Below are 24,422 nucleotides of genomic sequence, written 5' to 3'. Positions count from 1 at the left end.
AAAAAACAAAAGCTTTTCACTACAATCACTTTTGCAGAAGCAATCAGACATAGATTTAATTTCTATATTCGCCGTTCATTAATTAAATAGAAAATTATAGAAATGAAGAAGATTATTATTTTTTTTCTTTTAGGTTTAAATTTGAATGTTTTTGCAAATGATTGTGACGAACTAAAAGAAGAAATTATTTTTTATGTAAAGAAAAATATTACAAGTGCGCATACGAATGAATATTTAAAGAGGTTAGAAACCTGTGGTTTGTCTAAATATGAAGTTCTAACGCTTCAAAACTTTTCAGTATTTGCTACTGCAATAGAGAAAATAAAATCAGATTATGAGAGAGATATTAAGGTTAAGGATATTTTAGAATATGTAACTGCTAACAAACAATTATTTACATTTACTGAGGAAAATAAAAAATTAATGGATTTCTATCTGAGTGATTTGACAAAAGAAAATTATGAAGAAGTAGTCAGAAAAGTTTCAAATGCTGTAGATGAAACTACATTAGAAATGTTCAAAAAACATATTGAAAACTCGAATGTTTTTGCTGAGAAAAAACAAATAAGACTTGTGCTTCATGAATTTTATCTACAAAATTTTAATATAGATGATTTATATCCAAATTTTAATTCTATTTCATGGAAAAGTTCTTCTGAAGTAAAGGAAGCTAAAATAGATAAATCTATGTATGCCGATAGGATTCAAATTACTGCAACAAAAACAAATTCACATATTATTTTAAATATTAACCTAAAAGAAGACTGGAATATTTATTCTTTAAATTCTTCCACAGAAAATATGTTTAAATCTGATATAAACCCTATAAATGGTTGTTTAAAAATTCAAGGAGAGATAGAAGTAGATAAATTAGAAATAAAGAAAGACCCTTTAAATGCTTCGAGTGAAGCGGAGTTTATTTCAGGAAATAGAATTATAAAAATTCCATATACTTCTACTTGCAAAACACCATTGCAATTGGAATTTATTTTCACTTTAGTTAATTCTCAAGGAACGATGCTTCCTTTTCTTTCAGAAACGATTATGATTGAATAATTTCTATATTTGAGCAAATAAGAATCAAAGACAAAAATTATGAAAAAAAGATTAGTCATTCTGACAGGAGCAGGAATCAGTGCCGAAAGTGGATTAAAAACTTTCCGAGATAGCGATGGTTTATGGGAAAACTACAAAATTGAAGATGTAGCTTCTATAGAAGGATGGCAAAAAAATCCGAGTTTGGTTTTAGAATTTTACAATGCAAGAAGAAAACAAGCAGGAGAAGCAAAACCAAACAAAGCACATGAAGTTTTAGCCGAATTAGAAAAAGATTTTGATGTGCATATTATCACACAAAATGTAGATGATTTACACGAAAGAGCAGGGAGTTCTAACGTTTTACATTTACACGGAAAATTAAGAGAAGCAAAAAGTTCTTTATATCCAAAAACAATTGTTGATATCGGAACAAATCCAATAAAAATTGGAGATGTTTGTGATAAAGGAGCACAACTTCGTCCAAATATAGTTTGGTTTGGAGAAGATGTTCCGGAAATTGAAAATGCAGCTTTAAAATGTATTAAAGCAGATATTTTTGTGGTAATTGGAACAAGTCTACAAGTATATCCAGCAGCAAATCTGATCAATTATATTGATGGAAAATGTCCACTTTTTGTAATCGATCCGCATATTGAAAAAGGAATTTTACCATCAAATGTAAATCTAATTCAAGAAAATGCAGTTTCAGGTGTCGAAAAACTAAAAGAAGCTTTAAAATCTTTAGAATAATGGTTAAATTAGAAGAAGGAATATTCTCATTCCTTTTTCTTTGATTTTAGTTTATAAATGATAATTTTTAATTCCCCTCTTGAGAGGGGTTAGGGGTGTGTTTTAATAAAATAATAACCTTTGTATTTTATTTATATCTAATTCAAAGCTTTATTTAGTCTAATATTTTAAAAGAAAGCTTATGAAAATTCCAATGATTTCGCAGATTTACGAAGCAGACAGAGAAACTGTAAAAAGAGAATCTATTGTTTCAATCGATTTGATGGAGCGTGCTGCAAAAGCATGTGTAAAATATATTACGAACAAAAAAGATTGGAAAAAAAAGCGATTTTATATTTTCTGTGGAACAGGAAATAATGGAGGTGACGGATTGGCAATTGCAAGAATGCTTGCTAAGAAAAAATATACTGTTGAAGTTTATATCGTTCCTGCAAACTCCAATAGATCGGAAGATTTTGCGACCAATTTTAATGCACTTTTAAAAAGTGGAGTAACGATTTACCAGCTGGAGAAAAAAGAAGATTTTCCACACATAACAAGTAATAGTGTAATTATAGATGCTATTTTCGGAATTGGTTTAAATAGATCAGTTCTCGGACTTCCAGCAGACGTTATTGAAGAGATTAATAAAGTTTCCGATTCGAAAATAATTTCGATTGATGTACCTTCAGGATTTTTTGCTGAAAAAAGTTTGAATTCAACAGATGTTTGTGTGCATAGTGATGTGATTTTGACTTTTCAGTTTCCAAAACTAGCTTTTATGCTTCCAGAAAATGAAAAGTTTATCCATAAATGGCAAGTTTTAGACATTGGTTTAAATATGCAATTTATTGATGAGTTAAAAGTAACTGTACAATATGTAGATCTTCCAAAAATCAAATCCATTTATAGAAAAAGAACAAAATTTTCTCATAAAGGAGCTTTCGGTCATGTGTTGATGATGGGAGGAAGTTATGGGAAAATCGGAGCAGCAGTTTTGGCAACAAAAGCAGCGATAAGAACTGGTGCAGGATTGACTACAGCCTACATTCCGTCTTGTGGGTATCAAGTAATGCAAGCTACAGTTCCAGAAGCAATGGTTGAGGTAGATTCGGATGACACTCTAGAATATTTTGATTACTCTGTACACCCAACAGTGATTGGAGTAGGAGTAGGAATGGGGACAGCTTCAGAAACTATTCAAGGTTTTGAAATGTTTTTACATGGAAATAAAATCCCTTTAGTTGTAGATGCAGATGGGATTAATATTTTAGCTAAAAATAAATTATTGATTAAACATTTACCAAAAGATTCTGTTTTGACTCCACATCCAAAAGAATTGGAAAGACTAATTGGAGAATGGGAAAATGATTTTGATAAATTAGATAAGCTGAGAGAATTTACAGTAAATCATGAAGTGATTATTGTGCTAAAAGGAGCAAATACAATGATTGTAAAAGAAGGAATGATTTATATTAATTCAACAGGAAATCCAGGATTAGCAACAGGTGGAAGTGGAGATGTTTTGACGGGAATAATTGCAGGATTAATTGCTCAAAAATATACTCCAATAGAAGCAGCAATTTTAGGAGTTTATCTTCATGGTTTAACAGCTGATATTGCATTAAAACAACATACACATGAAAGTTTTATTGCTTCAGATATTTTGAAGTTCTTACCTAAAGCATTCAAAGCAATTCAAAAATAAAATAGAAAAGGTGAAGTTTTTACTTCGCCTTTTTTTATAACCATTTTCTTCTTCTGAAATAAATTAAAAGAAGCACACAAGTAATAATCATCACAGCTATAGTAGCAAAATAACCATATTTCCAAGTTAGTTCTGGCATATTTTCGAAATTCATTCCATAAAAACCTGAGATAAAAGTAAGTGGAATAAATATGGAAGCGAAAATTGTAAGTGTTTGCATTATTTGATTCATTCGAAGATTGATTTTCGATAAATACAAATCTTTTAAACCAGCATTTATTTCTCGAATATTTTCAAGAGATTCCATATGGAAATAAATATGTTCATAAATATCATGGAAATAATTTAATGTTTTAGATGTGATTAAATCTGAAGCATGTTTCATCAAAACAAAAATTTCTTCACGAATAGGAAAGATAGCTCTTCGAAGATGTATGATGTATTTTTTATTATCTTGAATTAAAATCAGAGATTCTTCTTCACACATATTAAAAATTTTACTTTCTAATTCTTCCAAGCTATCATGAAATTTATCAATCACTCCAAAATATTCGTCAATAATTAAATCAATAATAGAATACATCAAAAAATCATTTCCATAATTTAGGATATTCCCTTTTTTGATGACAGCTCTTTCTTTTACCATGTGTAAATGGCATTCTTCTTCTTCTTGAAAAGTAATAACACAATTTTCAAAAAGAACTACAGAAAGTTGTCGTATTTTGGGTTTGTTTGTGCTTTTTCGGATAGAAATAGTTTTGATGCAAAGTAGAATATAATGTTCGGTTTCTTCAATTTTTGGTCGATGTTCTGTGTTTAAAATATCTTCTAAGTGAAGATTGTCTATTTTAAAAAATTCTCCGATTTCTTGAATAATTTCCACATTGTGAAGTCCGCGAACATCAATCCAGTTTACATTATTGTTCGCATAAATTTCTTTAAGTCTTTCAACTGGAATATCTTTTTCAAATTCAATTTGTTTATTGTCATATCCAATATAGTCAACCTTTGTAGGGAAACTTCTTTTTTTTCCAACATAGACAAGTGCGCCAGGAGGCAATCCCATTTTTCCAGAAACTTTCTCAATCATAATCTAATATTTGAAAACTTATACTATGAATCTTTTGGGGCGAGAATGTTTCTTTAAGATACAAAAAAACCCTCAAAAATGAGGGCTTTTTATTTTATTCTGATTTTGCTTTTTTAGGCTTTTCAATAGTGATTTTGATTTTCTCTTCTTTTTTATCAAAATCCATCAATATTTCATCTCCTTCTTTCAAGTTCGCTGAGACTATTTCTTCAGCTAATGCATCTTCAATGTATTTTTGAATTGCTCTTTTCAGAGGACGAGCTCCATATTGTTTGTCGAAACCTTTCTCTGCAATAAAGTTTTTCGCTTTATCTTTAAGAATAAGTTTATAACCAAGTTTTTCAATTCTTTTATAAAGTTTATCCAATTCGATATCAATAATCTTATGAATATCTTCTAATTCTAGAGCATTGAATACAATTACATCGTCAATTCTGTTTAAGAATTCTGGAGCAAATGATTTTTTCAATGCATTTTCAATCATCAATTTCGCATTCTGATCTGCTTGTTCTTTTTTCGAAGCAGTTCCAAATCCAACACCAGAACCAAAGTCTTTTAATTGACGAGAACCAATATTAGAAGTCATGATGATAATTGTATTTCTAAAATCAATTTTTCTACCAAGACTATCTGTAATATGTCCATCATCTAAAATTTGAAGTAACATATTGAATACATCTGGATGTGCTTTTTCAATCTCATCTAAAAGAACAACAGCATAAGGTTTACGGCGAATTCTTTCCGTTAATTGTCCACCTTCTTCATATCCAACGTAACCAGGAGGTGCTCCAATTAAACGAGAAACAGCAAATTTCTCCATGTATTCACTCATGTCAATACGAACTAGAGCTTCAGCTGAATCAAATAATTCTGTAGCAAGAATTTTAGCTAATTGTGTTTTACCAACTCCAGTTTGACCAAGGAAAATAAAAGAACCAATTGGTTTGTTAGGATCTTTAAGTCCAACACGATTACGCTGAATAGCTTTTACAACTTTCTTTACAGCTTCATCTTGTCCAATAACTTTTCCTTTAATTAATTCAGGAAGTTCTTTTAATCTTTTTGTTTCTGCTTCAGCAACTCTGTTTACAGGAACTCCAGTCATCATAGAAACAACTTCTGCAACATTATCTTCAGTTACAGTTTCTCTATTTAATTTTGAGGCTTCTTCCCATTGTGCTTGTGCCAATTGAAGTGCAGACTCTAAACGTTTTTCATCATCACGAAGTTTTGCAGCTTCTTCATATTTTTGACCAGTTACAGCAGCAGTTTTCTTTTCTTTAATATCTTCTAATTGTGCTTCTATCTCAAGAATATCTTTAGGTACTACAATATTTGTAATGTGAATTCTAGAACCAGCTTCGTCTAAAGCATCAATAGCTTTGTCCGGAAGAAAACGATCCGTCATGTATCGATTTGTTAAGCGAACACAAGCTTCAATTGCTTTTTCAGTATAATTTACATTATGATGATTTTCGTATTTATCTTTGATGTTATGTAGAATCTGAATAGTTTCTTCAACAGAAGTAGGTTCTACAAGTACTTTTTGAAAACGACGTTCTAAAGCTCCATCTTTCTCAATATTTTGACGGTATTCATCAAGAGTCGTAGCACCAATACATTGAATTTCTCCACGTGCTAAAGCAGGTTTCAACATATTTGAAGCATCTAGAGAACCCGTAGCTCCTCCAGCTCCAACAATTGTATGAATTTCATCGATGAAAAGGATAATATCATCATTCTTTTCTAGTTCATTCATCAGAGCTTTCATTCTTTCTTCGAACTGTCCTCTGTATTTTGTTCCAGCAACAAGGCTAGCTAAATCAAGAGAAACGATTCTTTTGTCAAAAAGAATTCTAGAAACTTTTCTTTGTACAATTCGAAGCGCTAAACCTTCAGCAATGGCTGATTTACCTACACCAGGTTCTCCAATCAACATCGGATTGTTTTTCTTTCGTCTACTCAAAATTTGAGAAACACGTTCTATTTCGTTTTGTCTTCCAACAACCTGATCTAATTTTCCTTCTTCTGCAAGTAAAGTTAAATCTCGACCAAAATTGTCTAAGACAGGAGTTTTTGTCTTTCGCACTGGTTTATTACTTTTAGGTTGGTTAAAAGGACTTGACTTTAAATCATCAAAATCATCGTCATTAGGAGTTTCAGAAACAGGAGAATCTGTGATATCTTCTTGCTCGTCTTCTACAAGTTCTTTGAAAATAATCTTAGCTTCCTCATAGTTTATTTCAAACTTGTGTAGAAGTTTTGTTGTAGGATCATTTTCATTTCTTAAAATACATAATAATAAATGTCCAGTATTCACCGAAGGGCTCTGGTGTACTTTAGCTTCTAAAAAAGTTGTTTTTAGTGCTTTTTCAGACTGCCTAGTTAAGTGAATACTACTTTTTTCAGAGTTCACATTTGAGAAGTTTCTTGGAGTTAATTCCTCCACTTTTTTTCTTAAATGATCTAAATTTATATCTAATGCGTTTAATATCTCGATAGCTTTACCTTCTCCTTTTCTAAGTATTCCTAACACTAGATGCTCGGTTCCTACAAAGTCATGTCCTAGACGCAAAGCTTCTTCTTTACTGTAAGCGATCACGTCTTTTACTTTTGGTGAAAAATTGTCGTCCATATTTTTTTTTTACATCGTAAAGTTAGTAGAAAATTTTTGTCAATCTTGTCGTTTTATCTTAAAAATTAATTCAGAAAAAAACGACTATTCTTAAAATTGGTATAATTTAATAATTTAAACGGATAAATCAGGGATTTATTTATATCAAATTTCAAAAAATAATAAGATGAACTTGCTAGTGATTGCTCAAATTTTGTTCCAATAATTAATATGACAGATTGTCTTTTCTAAAAATAGAAAAAATGTTAATAACTACCTAAAAAAAGTTGTGTTAAAATTGGTGTTAAAACCTATAAATAATGTATCTTGCTCTGTTGAAAAAAGACTCATTTAAATAAAATAAATATATAATATGTCAGACGGAGAAAAACTGATTCCTATCAATATAGAAGACGAAATGAAATCGGCTTACATTGATTATTCAATGTCGGTTATTGTTTCGAGGGCGTTACCTGATGTAAGAGATGGATTAAAACCAGTACACAGAAGGGTGCTGTTTGGGATGCATGAATTAGGTATAAAATCTACAGGAGCTTATAAAAAATCTGCCAGAGTAGTTGGAGAAGTACTGGGGAAATATCACCCACATGGAGATACTTCAGTGTATGATGCAATGGTACGTATGGCTCAAGATTGGAGCGTTCGATATATGATGGTCGATGGTCAGGGTAACTTCGGTTCTGTTGATGGTGACAGTCCTGCTGCGATGCGTTATACAGAGGTGCGAATGCAGAAATTTTCTGAAGAAATGCTTTCTGATATCGATAAAGAGACTGTAGACCATAAACTAAACTTTGATGATAGTTTACAAGAACCAACGGTTTTACCAACAAGAATTCCAAACTTATTAGTAAATGGAGCTTCAGGAATTGCTGTAGGTATGGCTACAAATATGGCTCCTCATAATCTTTCAGAGGTTTCAGATGGAATTATCGCTTATATCGATGATAATGCAATTGAAGTTGAGGAATTAATGAAGCATGTAAAAGCTCCAGATTTCCCAACAGGTGGAGTTATTTATGGATACGAAGGAGTAAAACAAGCATTCCAAACTGGACGTGGACGAATTGTGATGCGTGCAAAAACTTCTTTCGAGGAAGTAAACGGTAGAGAATGTATCATTGTTACTGAAATTCCTTTCCAAGTTAACAAAGCTGAAATGATTAAGAAAACAGCTGATTTAGTTAACGATAAAAAATTAGACGGAATTGCAAGTATTCGTGACGAGTCGGATAGAACAGGAATGCGTATCGTTTATGTTTTAAAACGTGATGCTGTTGCGAATGTAGTTTTAAATAAATTATTCAAATATACTGCCCTTCAAACTTCATTTAGTGTAAATAATATTGCACTTGTTAAAGGAAGACCACAATTATTGAATCTGAAAGATATGATTAAATATTTTGTGGAGCACCGTCATGAAGTTGTTGTTAGAAGAACAGAATATGAGCTTAAAAAAGCAGAAGCAAGAGCACATATTTTAGAAGGATTAATTATTGCCAGTGATAATATCGATGAGGTAATTAAATTAATCAGAGGGTCTAAAAACGCAGATGAAGCAAGACAAGGATTAATTACACGTTTTGAATTAACTGAAATCCAAGCAAAAGCTATCGTAGAAATGCGATTAAGACAATTAACAGGTCTAGAACAAGACAAGTTAAGAGCAGAGTTTGATGAGGTTATGGCTAAGATTGCAGATTTAAAAGATATCTTAGGTGATGAGACTAGAAGAATGTCAATCATTAAAGAAGAAACAATCGCTATTAAAGAAAAATATGGTGATGAAAGAAGATCTGTAATTGAGTATGCTGGAGGAGATATGAGTATTGAGGATATGATTCCTAATACGAAAGTAGTTGTAACTATTTCTCATGCAGGATATGTAAAACGTACGAATTTAGACGAATATAAAGTTCAAAATAGAGGAGGAAGAGGACAAAAAGGTGTTGCTACAAGAGATAAAGATTTCTTAGAACATTTATTTGTTGGAACAAACCACCAATACATGTTGTTCTTCACTCAAAAAGGGAAAGTATTCTGGATGCGTGTATTTGAAATTCCTGAAGGAAATAAAACTTCTAAAGGAAGAGCAATTCAGAATTTAATCAACATTGAGCCAGATGATAAAGTAAAAGCATTCTTAGTAACGGAAGACTTAAGAGATGCAGATTATATCAATAATCACTATGTGATTATGGCAACAAAGAAAGGTGTTGTAAAAAAGACTTCATTAGAGCAATACTCTCGTCCGAGAACGAATGGTATTAATGCTATTACAATTCGTGAAGGAGATGAGTTATTAGAAGCAAAATTAACAACTGGAGATAGCCAGGTATTATTAGCTTTACGTTCAGGAAAATGTATTCGATTTGAAGAAAACAAAACTCGTCCGATGGGTAGAAATGCTTCAGGAGTACGAGGAATTACTTTAGCTTCAGAATCAGATGAGGTAATCGGAATGGTTTCTGTAGATGATATGGAAAGTAATATTCTTGTTGTTTCTGAAAAAGGATATGGAAAGCGTTCAAGTTTAGAAGATTATCGTGTTACAAACCGTGGAGGTAAAGGTGTTAAAACAATTAACATTACTGAAAAAACAGGTGAATTAGTAGCTATTAAGAATGTTACGGATGAAGATGATTTAATGATTATCAACAAATCTGGAATTACAATCCGATTGGCAATTGCTGATTTGCGTGTAATGGGAAGAGCAACACAAGGAGTTAAATTGATTAATATCAAACAGAAAGACTCTATTGCTGCAGTAGCAAAAGTGATGCATGAAGAGGAAGAAGAAAATGATAATGAAGAAGTTGGCACAAATATTGAGCTAAACGGTGAAGAAAATAACAATCAATAATAAATAGACTAAACCCAAGATGAAAAAAAAGGTAATCGTATTATCTGCTGCTCTATTAGTTGGAACAGTAGCTTTTTCTCAAAAGAAAGAGATTAAATTAGCTGAAAAATCTTTAAAAGCTGAAAGTTATGATAGAGCCATTGAAAACTTAAAAGAAGCAAAAGCTCTTATTGATCAAACAGGTGAAAACAAATATTTAGGTAAATATTATTTAAATATGGGAAAAGCTTATTTAGGTAAAGGAGAAGACGTTCAAGCAAGTGAATTTTTCAACAAATTATTAAAATACGAAAAAGAAACTAAATCAAAAAAATATACTTCTGAGGCTAAAAAAAATGTATCAGCTTTAGTTGGAAAATTTGATAAAGAAGCAAGATTAAAATGGAATGCGGCTAAAGATTCTAAATCTCCTAAAGATTATACTGAAGCTGCAATGAATTTTTATCAAGTATATAAATTACAACCTACCGATACAGCATATTTAGATAATGCTGCTTTAAGTTTATTCTTTGCAAAAGATTATAAAGGTGCTATCGATAAATACCAAGAGTTATTAGATACAGGATATACTGGAATTAAAACAACTTATAAGTCTAAAGATATATCTACTGGAAAGGAAATTCCTCATGCTAGTAAGAAGGCTATGGATACACAAGTTAAGTTAGGGTTAGTTAAAGATCCACAAGTAGTTGTTGAGCCTTCAAGAAGAAGTGGAATTGTGAAAACAATGTCTAATGCATATATTGCTCTAGAACAGTACGAAAAAGCTTTAGAGTTAATTAAAAAGCAGAGAGAAGAAGAACCAAAGAATTACGATTTATTATTAACTGAAGCTAGTGTTCACTATGCATTAGGAGATAAGGAAATGTTTAAAAATCTTCAACAAAAAGCGATCGAATTAGCTCCAGATAATGCAACTTTATACTACAATGTAGGAGTTGTTACTTTAGATCAAGGAGATGTTGAAGGTGCAATAAGCTATTTTGAAAAGGCTACAGAAATTGATCCTAATTATGCTGAAGCTTATAATAACATCGGTGTTGCTATCTTAGAAGAAGAGAAGGCAATTGTTAAAGAAATGAACGAAAATTTAAATAATTTCGATAAATACGATGCTTTACAAGCTAAACAAATGGATCTTTATAAAAAGGCTTTACCATCGTTTGAAAAAGCATTTCAATTAAAACCAAATGAATCTGTTGGGAATTTACTTTATGGAATCTATGGTCAATTAGAAATGTATGATAAACAAAAAGAAGTTAAAGCAAAAGTTGATGCAATGGTTGGTCAATAATATTGTTTTAAAATAAATTAAAAAAAGAGTTACAGTTTTTGTAACTCTTTTTTTATGTCTTTATATGAGTGATTTTCAAAAAAATATAACTAATTTAAAGAAGATAAGAATTAGAAGTTAATATGGAAATTCAAGATTATAAAGTAAAACATATCAAAAGGAAAGATTTAAAACATGTTTATGAATTTATAAAAGAGGAAGGTTGGAACCCTGGGAAATATGATATGAAAGCTTTTTTTAAAACAGATAAAAAAGGTTTTTTCGGTATATATAATGAAGATGAATTGATTGGAAGTTTTTCAGCTGTTAAGTATAAAGATAAATTCGGTTTTTTAGGATGTTTTATTGTTAAACAAGAATATAGAGATAAAGGATTAGGAAAAAAGCTATGGAATCATGGAATGCATTATCTAGGAACTGATATTATTGGCTTAGATGGTGTTACACAAAGAGAAGAAAATTATCACGAAAGTGGTTTTGCATCTGCATACACAAATGTTCGTTATGTAATTCATAATAATTTTAAATCGGATTATACTAAAAAAATTAAAAAGGCTTCTAAAATTTCTTTTGGAAAACTATATACTTTCGATTCTAAATTTTTTCCATCTAGGAGAAAAAAATTTTTAAAAGAATGGATAAAATTAAAAGATGCTAAAAGCTTTGTTTTTTTAGAAGGATATAAAGTCAAAGGGTTTATTACTATCAGAAAATGTGATAATGGTTATAAAATTGGCCCACTTTTCTCGGAGAAATTAGGCTATGCCGAAGAATTATTAAAAGCTGCTTTTTCTTATGCTGATGAATTTTCAGACATATTTATTGATATTCCAGAACCAAATTTTGAGTCTAAAAGTTTAGTGGAAAAGTACCAAATGAAAGAAGTTTCAAGAACAGTTCGTATGTATAAAAACGGAATTCCGGATTTGCCAATTGATAAAATTTATGGTGTAACTTCCTTGGAATTAGGTTAAAAAAAAGATAAATGATTTAAAGGAAATAGAATTTTTAGTAATTTGAATAAAGTTAACTCTAAAAAATATTTACGATTATGACAGCTTCAAAAATAATATGGACACAGACTTTAAAAATATACGTATGTATCATTGTTTATTTTTTAGTAATGAAATTACTGGGATTGGATGATGTTGTTGAGTTAAGATTACTAAACTTCGTTTTTGTTTTGTGGGGAGTAAATGGTGCTATTCGTAAAAATGTAAATGTAAATGGCGAACATGATTATTTCCAAAACATGTCGATTTCACTATCAACAGCAAGTTTATCGGTAATACTTTCTACTGTTTCGTTGGCGATATATTTACAATTTATTTCACCTTCTTTTATCAAAGTTTTAGAAACATCGTTTGTGTGGGGTGATAATTTAACAGCTCCTATGGCAGTTTTTGCAGTATTCTTTGAAGGTATGGCTTCTGCAGTAGTTACTTCATTTATAATTATGCAATATTGGAAAGACGTAAAGAAAACAATTGTCAGAAAGAAAAAAGCTAAATAGGGATAATATTACAAACAAAACTAGCAGATTGAAGCTGTAAATTCTTTTGCCATAAGATGATTACCTACTACTAGTTTTGTTTTTTTATTTTTTAACAATCTACCGCATTAACTGATACAGCTAAACCTCCAGTAGATGTTTCTTTATATTTTATATTCATATCTTGTGCAGTTTCCCACATAGTCTGAATTACTTCATCCAAGGTTACTTTCGCATGATTTGCATTACTTTCCAAAGCTAATTCCGCAGCATGAATTGCTTTAATTGCTCCCATTGAATTTCTTTCAATACAAGGAATTTGTACCAAACCTCCAATCGGATCACATGTTAATCCTAAATGATGTTCCATCGCAATTTCTGCAGCGATAGTTACTTGTTCGGGAGTTCCACCTAATAATTCTGTTAAAGCTCCAGCTGCCATTGCAGAAGAAACTCCGATTTCTGCTTGACATCCTCCCATTGCGGCAGAGATAGTTGCATTTTTCTTGAAAATACACCCGATTTCTCCAGCAACCATCAAGAATCTACGGATTTCTTTTTTTGTTGCAAATTTGTTTACAAAACATTGATAATACATCAATACAGCAGGAATTACTCCAGCACTTCCGTTTGTTGGTGCTGTTACAACTCTTCCTAAAGATGCATTTACTTCGTTTACACTTAAAGCAAAACAGCTAATCCATTTGAAGATTTTATGGAATTTTACATCCATTTTTCGGATTGTTTCTACCCAAGTATCTTTTGTATATTCATTTTTCTTAATTAAAGACTTATGTAAATCATAAGCTCTTCTTCGTACATTTAATCCTCCTGGTAGATGTCCTTCAGTTTGGCAACCAAGGTAGGCACATTCTAGCATTGTGTTCCATACACGATCTAACTGATGATAAATTTCTTCTTCATCACGCCAAGTTTTTTCGTTTTCAAGAACAATTTCATAAACTTGTTTGTTTTCTCTTTCACAATGTGCTAAAAGATCTTTGGAAGAATTAATCGGATAAGGAAGTTTTTTCGTTTCTTCAATATCTGAATCTCCGTCATTTTCTTTACAAATAAATCCTCCACCGATAGAGTAGAAGGTACTTGTAATTTCTGAATTATCTTCTAAAGTTGCAGTATAAGTCAGACCATTTGAATGAAATGGTAAGAATGTTTTATGAAAAGTAATATCTGATTCTGGATCAAAATTTACTTTCAATTCATTGTTGAAATCTAATGTTTTGGTTTCATTGATTTCTTCGATGGTACTTTCTATTTTGGTGGTATCAAAATATTCTGGGTCAGCACCAAAAAGTCCTAAAATTACAGCAATATCTGTAGCGTGACCTTTACCAGTAAGAGAAAGGGAACCATATAAATCAACTTTGATATTTTTTACTTTATCAAAATGATTTTCTTCTTTTAGTTCTTTTATCCATCGCTCAGATGCTCTCCAAGGTCCTAAAGTATGGGAGCTGGAAGGTCCAACACCGATCTTTAGCATATCGAAAACACTTATACTATTCATTTAAAAATAAATTTTACTGATGCGAAATTACAATATTAATCTGATAAAATTGTGTTGTTTTTTTGCTGTAGAATCTTTTTTAATAATTTTTATGAAAAGCTTCAGGATTAGTAATTTACTTCTGCAAGTGATAGAAGTGGAAAGCTCGTAAAGCAGAAAACCTTGTAGTTCTTAAGAAAAGGAGGCGACCAACGGAAGCCCACGGATTCTTTAGAAATACAAGGTTTTTTGCTGCGAACTTGTAACGGATAGCACGACCCGATAGGGATGCAGCCTTATTCTACTGTTCTGAATTTTAAATTTTCTTCTTTTATAGTAGTTTTATTCGTTGGGTTTTTGAACCAAATCCAATCTTTAAAATAGACTGCCATTTCCATAAACATGTAATCGTTAAAATAAACAGTTTCTTTAGCATTTATAATTGATAAATAATGTTGGAATAATTTAAATTTCTTATCAAAATCTTCTTTTGGAATATTTAAACTCAAGTAGTTTAGAAAATCAAAATAATGGTTTTGAACATTTTTATTTTTCAACCAAGTTTTGATGAATAACTGAAACATAATATGTTCATGGACATTATTTTCATCGGCAAATTCTGAAATAAAAAGAGCATCAAGTAAAAGAGTGTAATACTCTTTAGAATCAAATTCAGTGATTTCTTTCGATTTTAAAATTTCTAAACTTTTTTGAGCATTATTCCATTTTTTTTGAAAATTTGATTTTGCCAAATAAATAGGTAATGCAGAAAAAATAAGTCCTAGAATCAAGAAAGTTGGAAAGATATCATCTTGTATATCAAAATAGGACGAAATAGCTAAACCAAGAAAGGTGATAAGCCAAGCTGGAAGCCAAAATAATTTTGCTTTAATTTTGATAAACTCACCAAGAGAAGCGGTCACAAAACAAATTAACCAGAAAGGAGTACCTTTTATGGAAGTGATTTCAGGATAAATAAAACTTATAAGATAAATAATAATAGCAATGATAGCACCAAGAATTGCTGCTTGAATGTTGAATATAATCATAACAAATGTTAATTTTTTTTGCAATTATAAATAAAAGTATTCAATAAAAAATAAAAAAAAGCAAGAAAATTTCTCTTCTTGCTTTACTATTAAATTTTAAAATTAATCCTTTGACATTCTTACAATTTTAGGCTGAAATGTTCCGATTACATCCACCAAATCACTTTGATAATTCATCACTTCATTGATGTCTTTATAAGCCATCGGAGCTTCATCAAGACCAGAACCGATAACTTCTACACCATGATGTTTCAAGAATTTTTTCACATCTTTTTTTTGCAGCATGCTTTCGGCTTTTCGACGAGACATCTTTCTACCAGCACCGTGCGAAGCCGAATTTAGTGAAAGAATACTTCCTTTTCCTCGAACGATAAATCCTGGATCAGTCATCGAACCTGGAATTACTCCAAGAACTCCTTTTCCTGCTGGAGTTGCTCCTTTTCGGTGAACGATTCGCTCATTTCCGAACTGATCCATTTCTTTCCAAGCGAAATTATGATGATTTTCCACCATTGCTAAAGTCGTAGCTTGCAAACTTTTTTCCATTCGCTCATGAATCTGATGATGACAAGCAGAAGCATAATCTCCAGCTAAATTCATTGCCAACCAGTATTCTTGTCCTTCTTGCTTATTCATATCTAACCAAGCCAAATGTTTTGCTTCTTTTGGAAGTTTACAATTTTGCATTGCTAGATTTGTATAATGTTTTGCAATAAAAGCTCCCATACCTCGAGAACCAGAATGCGAAAGCAATCCTAGATATTTCCCAGTAGGAAGATCAAATTCGTTGTTTTCGTCAGTGATTTCTACAATTCCGAATTCTACAAAATGATTTCCTCCACCAGAACTTCCAATTTGTTTTGCAGCACGATCTTTTAAAGTTTTAACAATTGCAATATCCTGAAAAGTTTGATGTTCTAAAATCTCATGATCCATTGAATTTTCAAAAGATTCTCTTCCAAAACGAGTATTAACATTCAACAGATCTTTGAACATTCGTTTCTCCTCTCGAAGCATCGAAACGGGTAAATCGTAAATACTCATACACATTCGACAACCGATATCCACACCAACTGCATAAGGAATAATGGCATTTTCTGTTGCTAAAACTCCTCCAATTGGTAAACCATAACCTTGATGTGCATCAGGCATCAAAGCTCCGGCTTTTGAAACTGGAAGTTTCATCGCTGTTTCCATTTGGTCGATTGCTCCTTGCTCGATTTGTACTTTTCCAAAGGTTTTATATGCAATCTTTTCATCCAACAATGGAACAATTGCTTCTTTTAGAGAAGGGGAAACCAATTCTTTTGCCAATTCTGCAAATGGTTCTTTTCGGAGATAATTCATCGGTGCTTTCAACACCTTTTTCAAATCTCGTTTTGCTTGTTTTTGTTTTTTTTCAGGATAAGTTTCAGCGATTTTTAATGCTAATCCGATTTCTTTTCCTTGTTTATATCCTAGTTTTAATATGTCTTGTCCAGTAAGTTTCATTTTACAAATAAATTTTTGAGTTGCTCGGCAATCTGTGTGCCTCCTGAAAGAGAAATTGTCTCTACTTTTTCCGTAATTTTTTCTACGTATTCCATTTCTTTCAGTTTTAATAACATTTCGTTATTTTCCATAAGTTTTGCGGTGTTTAACAAACTTCTTGTAGAAGCTGTCTCTTCACGACGCATGATAACATTTGCTTGTGCTTTTTTCTGTGCCACCAATACTTGATTCATTATTTCTTTGATATCTCCAGGAAGAATAATGTCTTTGATTCCACAACTAATTAATTTTACACCAATGCTTTTAGCTTTTTCTTTGAATTCATTAAAAACAGCATCTGCAATTTCATTTTTATCTTCTAATAATTTATCAAAAGAATGTTCTGAAACTACATTTCTCAAAAGCATTTGTCCCATTAAATAAAGTTGTTTTTCATAATCTTTTATTTCAAAAGTTACTTTATACACATCTTCCACCTTGAAATTCATCACAAAATTGATTCGCAGATTAGCTTTGTCTTGTGTCAATATTTCTTGACCAACAACCTCCAACTGCTTCTCTCTTAAATCTACTTTCAAAACTTCAATCTTTGTGGCATTTTTCCAAAAACGATAAAATCCAGGATCCAACCATTTTTCAAATTTTGAATTTACAAGTAATATTCCCTTTTCATAAGGTTGAATATCAAATCTTTTTACAAAAGAAGCAAACTCATATTTTGAAATAATCTCGTCAGAGATCGAATCACCGATTTCATAATTTGTAAAATCTATTTTTTGGAAAGTATCTTCATTAATACCATTCCAAAAAACATATTCGCCAGCTCGTAAGATGCTTTGAAATTTTCCATTCCTATAGTGTAAACATATTTCATTGTCATTTACATCTATAATTTTTGCTAAACGAAGAAAATCTTCATTTTTCTTCAAAAGTTCTAGAGCTACTGGTGGTGTGAAAGAATGTAAAAGACTATACATCTTTATTTCTTTTCTAAAACCAACCCAATAAGTTCCGGTTTCGTAGATATCTTCTACATTTCCGTGACTAAAACTCATAGCAATTTCTCCCGCATTTACGACTAACCTTTTCATTTTTTTTGTTTTAATTATTTAACAATTTGTTTTTGATGTTATTTTTTGAAAAAAAGTTATTTTCAAGAATAATCTTAGAAGATTATCCGAAAACAATCTGCATTTTTGGAATATTCATTAAGTAAAAAATCTCCTTAAATGGTCTTTTTGAGTTGTTTTTCTTTCTTTTTGATAGAAAATCGTGTCAAAAGAGCATTTAAATCATTTTTTTCGGTATCCTGAATTTTCGAAGAATGTCCAAGTGACTTTTCAAAATGAAAAATCTATTATTAATGAAAATAACTCACTTAAATTAAAAGAGTACTTGTAAAGTACATGTCTAACCAGACCATTCACATGACAGGTGAAGTTTCGGAATTGAACCGAAAAAAATAAAAACTGTCGTTCTATCCAATTGAACTATCATTAAAAAATGAGTAGGATTCGAACCTACAACCTACAGATCCAAAGTGAAACATAAAATATTCAGAATATACTGCGATTAAGAACCTGTATACTGTGAAGCTATACTGAAACTTCCTAATACTTTACGTTTAATTTTCAATATTTTTAAAATAACTCAATGATCTTTTTAATTAGTGTACTATTATCATCAGCCTAAATAATAGCACACATGAATTTTTTTCTTTTTCAGAGAATAGCAAAATTTCCCTTCATATTCGACTTGAATTATAAGATTTTATATGTCTCTCATAATTACATTGCAAAGATGAAATGTAAGTATGCAGTCTTTTTGCGTAGTAAATGTTTTTTTGAAAAAAAGTGGATTTTTTTTATGAATGAAGCTGTTTTTTGGTCTAAAAAATATTTGTAAAAGTTTTAACTAAATATTAAATCCCCAAAGTAGGTAAATGTTTTACCTTATGATAATTCAAAGTAGCTTTGATACATTCTTTCAATTCTTCGGTTGGAATTTTTTCATCCATCTGAAAAATGATTGCTCGATTTCCTTCATAAGTAAATTTCTCTCCAAAAACTGCTTTAAAAGTACGAACCAAACTTGTAGAACATTGAAAATACATAGCATATTGATTCGGATTTTTTTCTTTCCAATCCATGCGTAATGTACTTCCGTTTTTAGTAATAAAACTTGGTTCTCCCCATTTTAAAGTCATTTCTACTTTTCCAATTTCTTTATTTTCTTCTGCTGTTTCAAGTACTAATTTTTTTAAATACTCTAATTTTAGTCTAAAAATAGGAGGGTAGGATTGGAGTTTGGTTTGGAAATTTGGATTTATTTTGTGCATTTTGATTCTTTTGTTTTAAATAGCAATCTGAAATTGATACATATTCATTTTTTATTCTAAATTGCGATTATAAAAATAAAAATTATATGAAGAATTTATTTGATATCTACACATCTTATAATGATTATGTTGAACACACACCATTATTTACTTTTATTTACGATAAAATTCCTTCAAATTTGAGTTGTTCTATTCCTTTGGAAGAATCAAAAGAAAACATGGAAAAAGGTCTTGAAATATTAGATTTAAAGGATTTTGAAATTTTGTATAAAAATTGGAATACAGAAGATAAACAAGATGCAAAAATTGAAGATGATTATGTTTTTGATTATTTATTTTCAAGTAAAACAAAAGAACTTCTGGTTAGTGTTACTATAGATTATGCAAAATTGAAAGTCAATTTTTATTATCACAGTGAAGATCAAGAAACAGAAAAATGGATTCTGAATAAAAATCATGAACTAAGAACCAAATTAGCAGAAAAGCCTGCTCCTTCATTTGAAGTTTTAACAAGTAGTACAAACGGATTTTCAACACAAGAAGTCAAAACAGAATTTATTGATTTAGATATTGAAAAGAATTATAACGAAGATTTTAAAGATGTTCATGAAACTATAAGTAAATCTTTTGAAAGTAAAAGTTCTGGATTAATTCTCCTTCATGGTTTACCTGGAACTGGAAAAACAACTTATATCAAAAGTTTGATTTCAAAATTTGATGATTTGAGTTTTATCTTTATTCAAAATGATTTTGTGACAGAACTTTTAAAACCAGGTTTTATTTCATTTCTAATCGATCATAAAAATGCAATTTTGATTATTGAAGATGCTGAGAAAGTAATAATGAAACGAGAACATTCTGGTAAAAATTCAGTTGTTTCTACAATTTTACAATTGACAGATGGACTTTTCAGTGATTATTTAAACATTCGAATTATTTGTACTTTCAATTCTGAGTTGGATAAAATCGATAAAGCACTTTTACGAAAAGGAAGAATGATTGCTTATTATGATTTCAAGAAATTATCTGTAGAAAAAACGAATAATTTATTGGAAGAATTAGATAGTGAATCGATCAATGAAGAACTTACTTTGGCAGAGATTTTCAACTATACAAAAAAGAATTTTCAACAAACAGAAAAAATAAAAATAGGGTTTTAATTAACCCTATTTCTCTTCTTTATATTTTCTATAATAATTGATTAAAAATATTTTTACAGAACTATTAAATTTAACATTTTTGTGCATGATTAAAATAATTAAAAAAAATGAAAAAGTTAATATTAAGTTTAGTCTATTTATTACTTATAGGCTGTTCTAATGAAAAAGAAGTTCTGTATTCAAAAAAAGAGTTTGTAGATAGTCTTTATTATGCAAATGAAGTCGATTTGAAATCTTATTTAGAAAAAAACTTACCCTTAGATATTATAAAAGAGGATTTTAATGTAAATATAATAGTTGATACAATTAGTGTTTCGGAATACTTAAATAAAAATCAAGTTATTTCTGAAAATGGTTTTTGGTCTGAAAAAGTAAGAAATATTCAAAAAGACGAAATTATTTTTATTCAAAATAAGTATAATATTGAAAATATTCTACCACAAGATACAACTTTATTTTCTTTTTATATAGATGATATTTGTGTGAGAAATTATTTGAAGTTTTATAAAGATAAAGAAATCTTATATGAGTATTATCCCGAACAAATAAATTTTTCTTACAAAAATAGTATTATTGAAAAGTTCAATAGGAATAAAGAATATTCGTTGAAAAAAAAATATCTATTGACTTCTATAGATATTTATAAAATAGAACCTAAAATGATTGGAGATAGTATTAAAAAAGGGTTAGTTATTAATACTTTCAAGTTGTACGATATTGTTAATGGAAAAAAAATAGCTGAAAACACTTTTTTAGTAAAAGGAGATATTGAATTTCCAAAAAGAAAAAGAAAGCTTTCAAAAGAGGATGCAAAATATGTTCTTAGGCAAAAAAAAAGAGAATTAAAGAATAATTTATCGAAATTAAAAAAATAAAAAAAGAAATAACAGAAGAAGAAATCGAGGAATTAAAAAGAACTTTGAGAAAAATAATAAATGCTTCATAGAGGTGTTTATTATTTTTTTAATTATTTATAAGTTCAAAGCCATGAAGAGTTTGTTGTATTTAATTAGATGTGTTTTATTGTAAATATAATTGTTATTAAATTCCTCAAAAAAGCCCCAACCCTAAAGTCAAGACTTTTTCCCCTTTCTACAATTCTATAATTTCCTCAACATCTTCAAACAAAAACTCATGAACTTTGCTTAAATCTCTTCCCCAAATAGCATCATAAACTTCATCTGCATCTTCAGGAGAATCTACAATAGTTTGGTTCTGAATTGTTGCTTTTAATTCTAGTAAACCTCCAAGAGTCAATTTGCTATTCAATTTATTTAATAAAGCATGAATTCCTGTATGATCTAATTGTTGCACAACTTGTCCTTGAAAAGGCATTTCTAACCAAACAATTTCTTTTTTTTGTACATCCAAAACTCCAAAAACCAAACCTTTGGTAATACTTTGTGTAATCGAAACCTGATGTTGCACAGCCGAAGGATCATAAGCAACTCCCGAATTTGATACTTTCATTGGAGAATTGCTATTCATCCAACCAACTTTCATGTTTGGATTTAAAGCACCATCAGTAAAAGCATTACAAGTGAAAACCACATATTCTGCATTTGCTTTTTGTAAGCTAGGAACATCAATTTCGATATATTCTGCAGTTCCAATTTTATTCGGAATTTGCTGAATATCTCCAGAATGCTGACAACCATGAATTGTCAAATTAGAATAAGAACAACGTTCTGTTTTATAAGAATAAATCACTCTACAACTCAAATCCATATCCAGATGTTGTGCTGGCAAACCTTCTCCCCATTGCATAAACAAACGAACTGTGTTTCCATGTACAGGAAAACGAGTTCCCATCAAAGCACTTGGTAATTCTTGCACAGTTTCCGAACGATCTCCAACTGGAATTGGTGCAAATTTTAAATGGTTGCTGATATAAATAGTTTCTCCATTTTTTGGCATTTTCGCAAAACGATTCGCCATGATTTCCAAACTCATTTCTTGAATTGCTTTTTGCATTCCTTCCAGAGTTTTATCATCATATAACTTTAAAAATTTATTTTTCGGCACATTTTTCGAAACGCCACCTAAAGGTTGCACTTGTCTTGTTCCGTTTTTATCAAAATAATATTCGCTATACATATTCAGAGTGAAAATCAAGCGAATTGGTAACATATCAGCAATTTCCTTGAAATGTTTGATCGTTTCTTCGGCTCCAAACCAAAGCATGTTTGAGAATAAAGAACGAGCAAATAATCCTGGTCTTTGTTTCAATAAACGAAATGTATTTTTTGCGTCAGACTTCAATTTATAATGCTGCACATTTCCTTCAAAAACAACATATTCTTTTTTATAAAAAGTATCTAAAACCTTAGCTAATTTTTCAAAACCTTTTTGTTTTGCAAACTCAGAAAAACGTAAAGCTCTTATAAAGCGAACCCACATTTCTCTTTTTGGATGCATGTTTTCACAGATTTTCTGCACATTTCCTTCAAACTGATTAAAAAGAAAAGCTATTTTTCGAGCTTCGGTTCTGCTATATTTTAGGTGCAATTCTTTTTTATATTCTTTCAAAAGAACTTCTTGCGAATGTGGAGAATAAACCATATTTCGCATCTTTCTTTTCAAAATCACTTTTGGTTGTACAATTTGCAAAAATCCAGTGTGCTGATACCATAAATAACGCATCAAATCATTTGGGTTTTTTAGCAATTTCGCCACAGCTTCTAAATCATCTTTTTCGAAATATTTTCCCACAACCAACATGGAAGTTTCTTTCATAGAAATCTCTATATTTTTTGGGATTTCAAAATAATTCAACAGTGTTTTTAACTGCCAAACCTGTGTTGCATCCAATGGAACTTTTGATTTTAATAAAGAATGAAAATAATTTTCAGCATCTTGTTCTGTCCATAAAATCAGACTTTTCAACTGACTTCCTTTTCCTTCTAATTTTAAAGAATCAAATTCAAATGGAGTTCCACAATATGGGCAACCATTATATCTTTCCAGCTCAAAAGCTCCTTCTGGAATCAGATGTCCACAAGGCATTTGTACACCAGTTTTGTTTTTAGAAAATTGATTTAAAAAAGTTTTTAAATAATCCGAAAAACCAACACGAACCGAAATTTTCCATTTATTGATTAAGGGTGTCCAATTCTTTTTTACACCTGTAATTTCTTGTAAAACTTCATAAATTTCCAGCTTTTGTGTAGGGTTCAATGTTTGAATTGCATGCAAAGCATTTTCTTCTAACAAAAAACCAAGCTTTTTGATGTTGAATAAAAAGTTCAAAGTAGACTCTTGAATTTCATAAGAATCTAATTTTTCAAAACTAGGAACATACAATGCTCCATTTTGAATAGCGATTTTTAAAATTTCTTTTTGCATTTTTTCTTTTTTTAAACTTATTCATTCCCCTCTTGAGAGGGGTGAGGGGTGTGTTCTAAATAAAACTCCCATAAAACAAATAAGAAAATTAGTAATCTAACAACTATTTTTTATCCCAAATAAAATGTCCGAAGACTAGAAATAAGTAGTTATTGACTAAAATTGTGGAGCAGGTGGGACTCGAACCCACGACCTCATGCGTGAAAGGCAAGAAATAAATTATAATTGTCCTAAAAGGAAATCTTAAAATTATAATGCGTTCTACCTCTGAACTACTGCCCCAATAAATAAAAAAGGTAATCGTTTATGTAATTTCCCTAGTTTTTTGATTAACATAAAATTGTCCTTTTTTTAGAGAAACAGGTTGGATTCGAACCAACAACGCAGTGAACCTGTTTTAGATTTGAAATAAATTATTTTTAACCAAAATCTGATAATCAAATAATTATTATCTGCACCGAGTGTTACCATTACACCACTGTTTCAAAAATTGGTAATCTAGAAATTTTAGTGTGAATATGATAAATTAATATCATTTGAAGTAAATTTCTATGGACCAACACGGCTTTTTCATAAAAATAAATTTGATTTAAAAATCTTATTCAACTCATCTTTATTATAAGCTAACTTTGTTCTTATTTGCTTAAAATTCAATTTTTCTTTTGATCTTTGTAGTAAATTAA

17 protein-coding genes and 2 tRNA genes are annotated in these 24,422 nt (G+C 30.2%); 9 read left to right on the top strand and 10 right to left on the bottom strand.

Annotated features, from left to right (window positions below):
- Window positions 1-102 precede the first annotated feature (102 nt).
- From I0K12_RS00095 to I0K12_RS00085, 3 genes are all read left to right on the top strand, one after another.
- On the top strand, window positions 103-1,056 hold the full coding sequence (locus I0K12_RS00095) for a hypothetical protein (RefSeq protein WP_196884864.1): 954 nt from the start codon (window positions 103-105) through the stop codon (window positions 1,054-1,056).
- 39 nt (window positions 1,057-1,095) lie between these two features.
- Window positions 1,096-1,788 (top strand): SIR2 family NAD-dependent protein deacylase, encoded by a 693-nt coding sequence (locus tag I0K12_RS00090; RefSeq protein WP_196884863.1) that lies wholly within the window; start codon window positions 1,096-1,098, stop codon window positions 1,786-1,788.
- 181 nt (window positions 1,789-1,969) lie between these two features.
- Window positions 1,970-3,475 (top strand): NAD(P)H-hydrate dehydratase, encoded by a 1,506-nt coding sequence (locus tag I0K12_RS00085; RefSeq protein WP_196884862.1) that lies wholly within the window; start codon window positions 1,970-1,972, stop codon window positions 3,473-3,475.
- 34 nt (window positions 3,476-3,509) lie between these two features.
- Here I0K12_RS00085 and corA read toward each other — a convergent pair whose 3' ends face one another.
- The gene (gene corA, locus I0K12_RS00080; RefSeq protein ID WP_196884861.1) at window positions 3,510-4,565 is read right to left on the bottom strand and encodes a magnesium/cobalt transporter CorA; all 1,056 of its coding nucleotides are present in this window, start codon (window positions 4,563-4,565) and stop codon (window positions 3,510-3,512) included.
- Window positions 4,566-4,659: 94 nt separating this feature from the next.
- Window positions 4,660-7,200, bottom strand: coding sequence for an ATP-dependent Clp protease ATP-binding subunit (locus I0K12_RS00075; RefSeq protein ID WP_196884860.1), 2,541 nt, complete (start codon window positions 7,198-7,200; stop codon window positions 4,660-4,662).
- A gap of 352 nt (window positions 7,201-7,552) precedes the next feature.
- Between I0K12_RS00075 and gyrA the strand changes: the two genes are divergently transcribed.
- The 4 genes from gyrA (at window position 7,553) to I0K12_RS00055 (ending at window position 12,870) form a co-directional block, all read left to right on the top strand.
- Window positions 7,553-10,063 (top strand): DNA gyrase subunit A, encoded by a 2,511-nt coding sequence (gyrA, locus tag I0K12_RS00070; protein ID WP_196884859.1) that lies wholly within the window; start codon window positions 7,553-7,555, stop codon window positions 10,061-10,063.
- 19 nt (window positions 10,064-10,082) lie between these two features.
- Complete coding sequence (locus tag I0K12_RS00065) at window positions 10,083-11,357, top strand: tetratricopeptide repeat protein (protein ID WP_196884858.1); 1,275 nt, start codon at window positions 10,083-10,085, stop codon at window positions 11,355-11,357.
- Between the two features lie 122 nt (window positions 11,358-11,479).
- Window positions 11,480-12,331 carry a GNAT family N-acetyltransferase gene (locus I0K12_RS00060; protein ID WP_196884857.1) on the top strand — a complete coding sequence of 284 codons (852 nt, stop codon included), beginning with the start codon at window positions 11,480-11,482 and terminating at the stop codon, window positions 12,329-12,331.
- 149 nt (window positions 12,332-12,480) lie between these two features.
- Window positions 12,481-12,870: a hypothetical protein gene (locus tag I0K12_RS00055; protein WP_196884856.1), complete on the top strand. Its 390-nt coding sequence runs from the start codon at window positions 12,481-12,483 to the stop codon at window positions 12,868-12,870.
- Window positions 12,871-12,961: 91 nt separating this feature from the next.
- Here the strand turns inward: I0K12_RS00055 and I0K12_RS00050 are convergent, their stop codons facing one another.
- The 5 genes from I0K12_RS00050 to I0K12_RS00030 form a co-directional block, all read right to left on the bottom strand.
- On the bottom strand, window positions 12,962-14,377 hold the full coding sequence (locus I0K12_RS00050; RefSeq protein WP_196884855.1) for an L-serine ammonia-lyase: 1,416 nt from the start codon (window positions 14,375-14,377) through the stop codon (window positions 12,962-12,964).
- A gap of 275 nt (window positions 14,378-14,652) precedes the next feature.
- The gene (locus I0K12_RS00045) at window positions 14,653-15,405 is read right to left on the bottom strand and encodes a hypothetical protein (protein ID WP_196884854.1); all 753 of its coding nucleotides are present in this window, start codon (window positions 15,403-15,405) and stop codon (window positions 14,653-14,655) included.
- 102 nt (window positions 15,406-15,507) lie between these two features.
- Window positions 15,508-16,896, bottom strand: a complete 1,389-nt coding sequence (locus I0K12_RS00040; RefSeq protein ID WP_196884853.1) for an RtcB family protein — start codon at window positions 16,894-16,896, stop codon at window positions 15,508-15,510.
- Window positions 16,893-17,987, bottom strand: a complete 1,095-nt coding sequence (locus I0K12_RS00035) for a slipin family protein (protein WP_196884852.1) — start codon at window positions 17,985-17,987, stop codon at window positions 16,893-16,895. The genes I0K12_RS00040 and I0K12_RS00035 overlap by 4 nt, the downstream gene beginning before the upstream one ends.
- An 830-nt stretch (window positions 17,988-18,817) precedes the next feature.
- Complete coding sequence (locus I0K12_RS00030) at window positions 18,818-19,234, bottom strand: DUF1801 domain-containing protein (RefSeq protein WP_196884851.1); 417 nt, start codon at window positions 19,232-19,234, stop codon at window positions 18,818-18,820.
- Window positions 19,235-19,320: 86 nt separating this feature from the next.
- Here I0K12_RS00030 and I0K12_RS00025 point away from each other — a divergent pair, with 86 nt between their 5' ends.
- Both I0K12_RS00025 and I0K12_RS00020 read left to right on the top strand, forming a co-directional pair.
- Entirely contained in the window at window positions 19,321-20,394 is a 1,074-nt protein-coding gene (locus I0K12_RS00025) for an AAA family ATPase (protein ID WP_196884850.1), read from the top strand.
- Window positions 20,395-20,501: 107 nt separating this feature from the next.
- Complete coding sequence (locus I0K12_RS00020; protein WP_196884849.1) at window positions 20,502-21,269, top strand: hypothetical protein; 768 nt, start codon at window positions 20,502-20,504, stop codon at window positions 21,267-21,269.
- Window positions 21,270-21,486: 217 nt separating this feature from the next.
- Here the strand turns inward: I0K12_RS00020 and I0K12_RS00015 are convergent, their stop codons facing one another.
- From I0K12_RS00015 to I0K12_RS00005, 3 genes are all read right to left on the bottom strand, one after another.
- Window positions 21,487-23,739 (bottom strand): hypothetical protein, encoded by a 2,253-nt coding sequence (locus I0K12_RS00015; protein ID WP_196884848.1) that lies wholly within the window; start codon window positions 23,737-23,739, stop codon window positions 21,487-21,489.
- Window positions 23,740-23,904: 165 nt separating this feature from the next.
- Window positions 23,905-24,021 (bottom strand) — tRNA-Glu (locus I0K12_RS00010).
- 73 nt (window positions 24,022-24,094) lie between these two features.
- Window positions 24,095-24,224 (bottom strand) — tRNA-OTHER (locus I0K12_RS00005).
- Window positions 24,225-24,422 lie beyond the last annotated feature (198 nt).

It is taken from the genome of Aureivirga sp. CE67, from assembly GCF_015767245.1.
Classification (GTDB): Bacteria; Bacteroidota; Bacteroidia; order Flavobacteriales; family Flavobacteriaceae; genus Aureivirga.
Note: the sequence above shows the minus strand (reverse complement) of the source record. Positions and strands in the feature narration are given on the sequence as shown.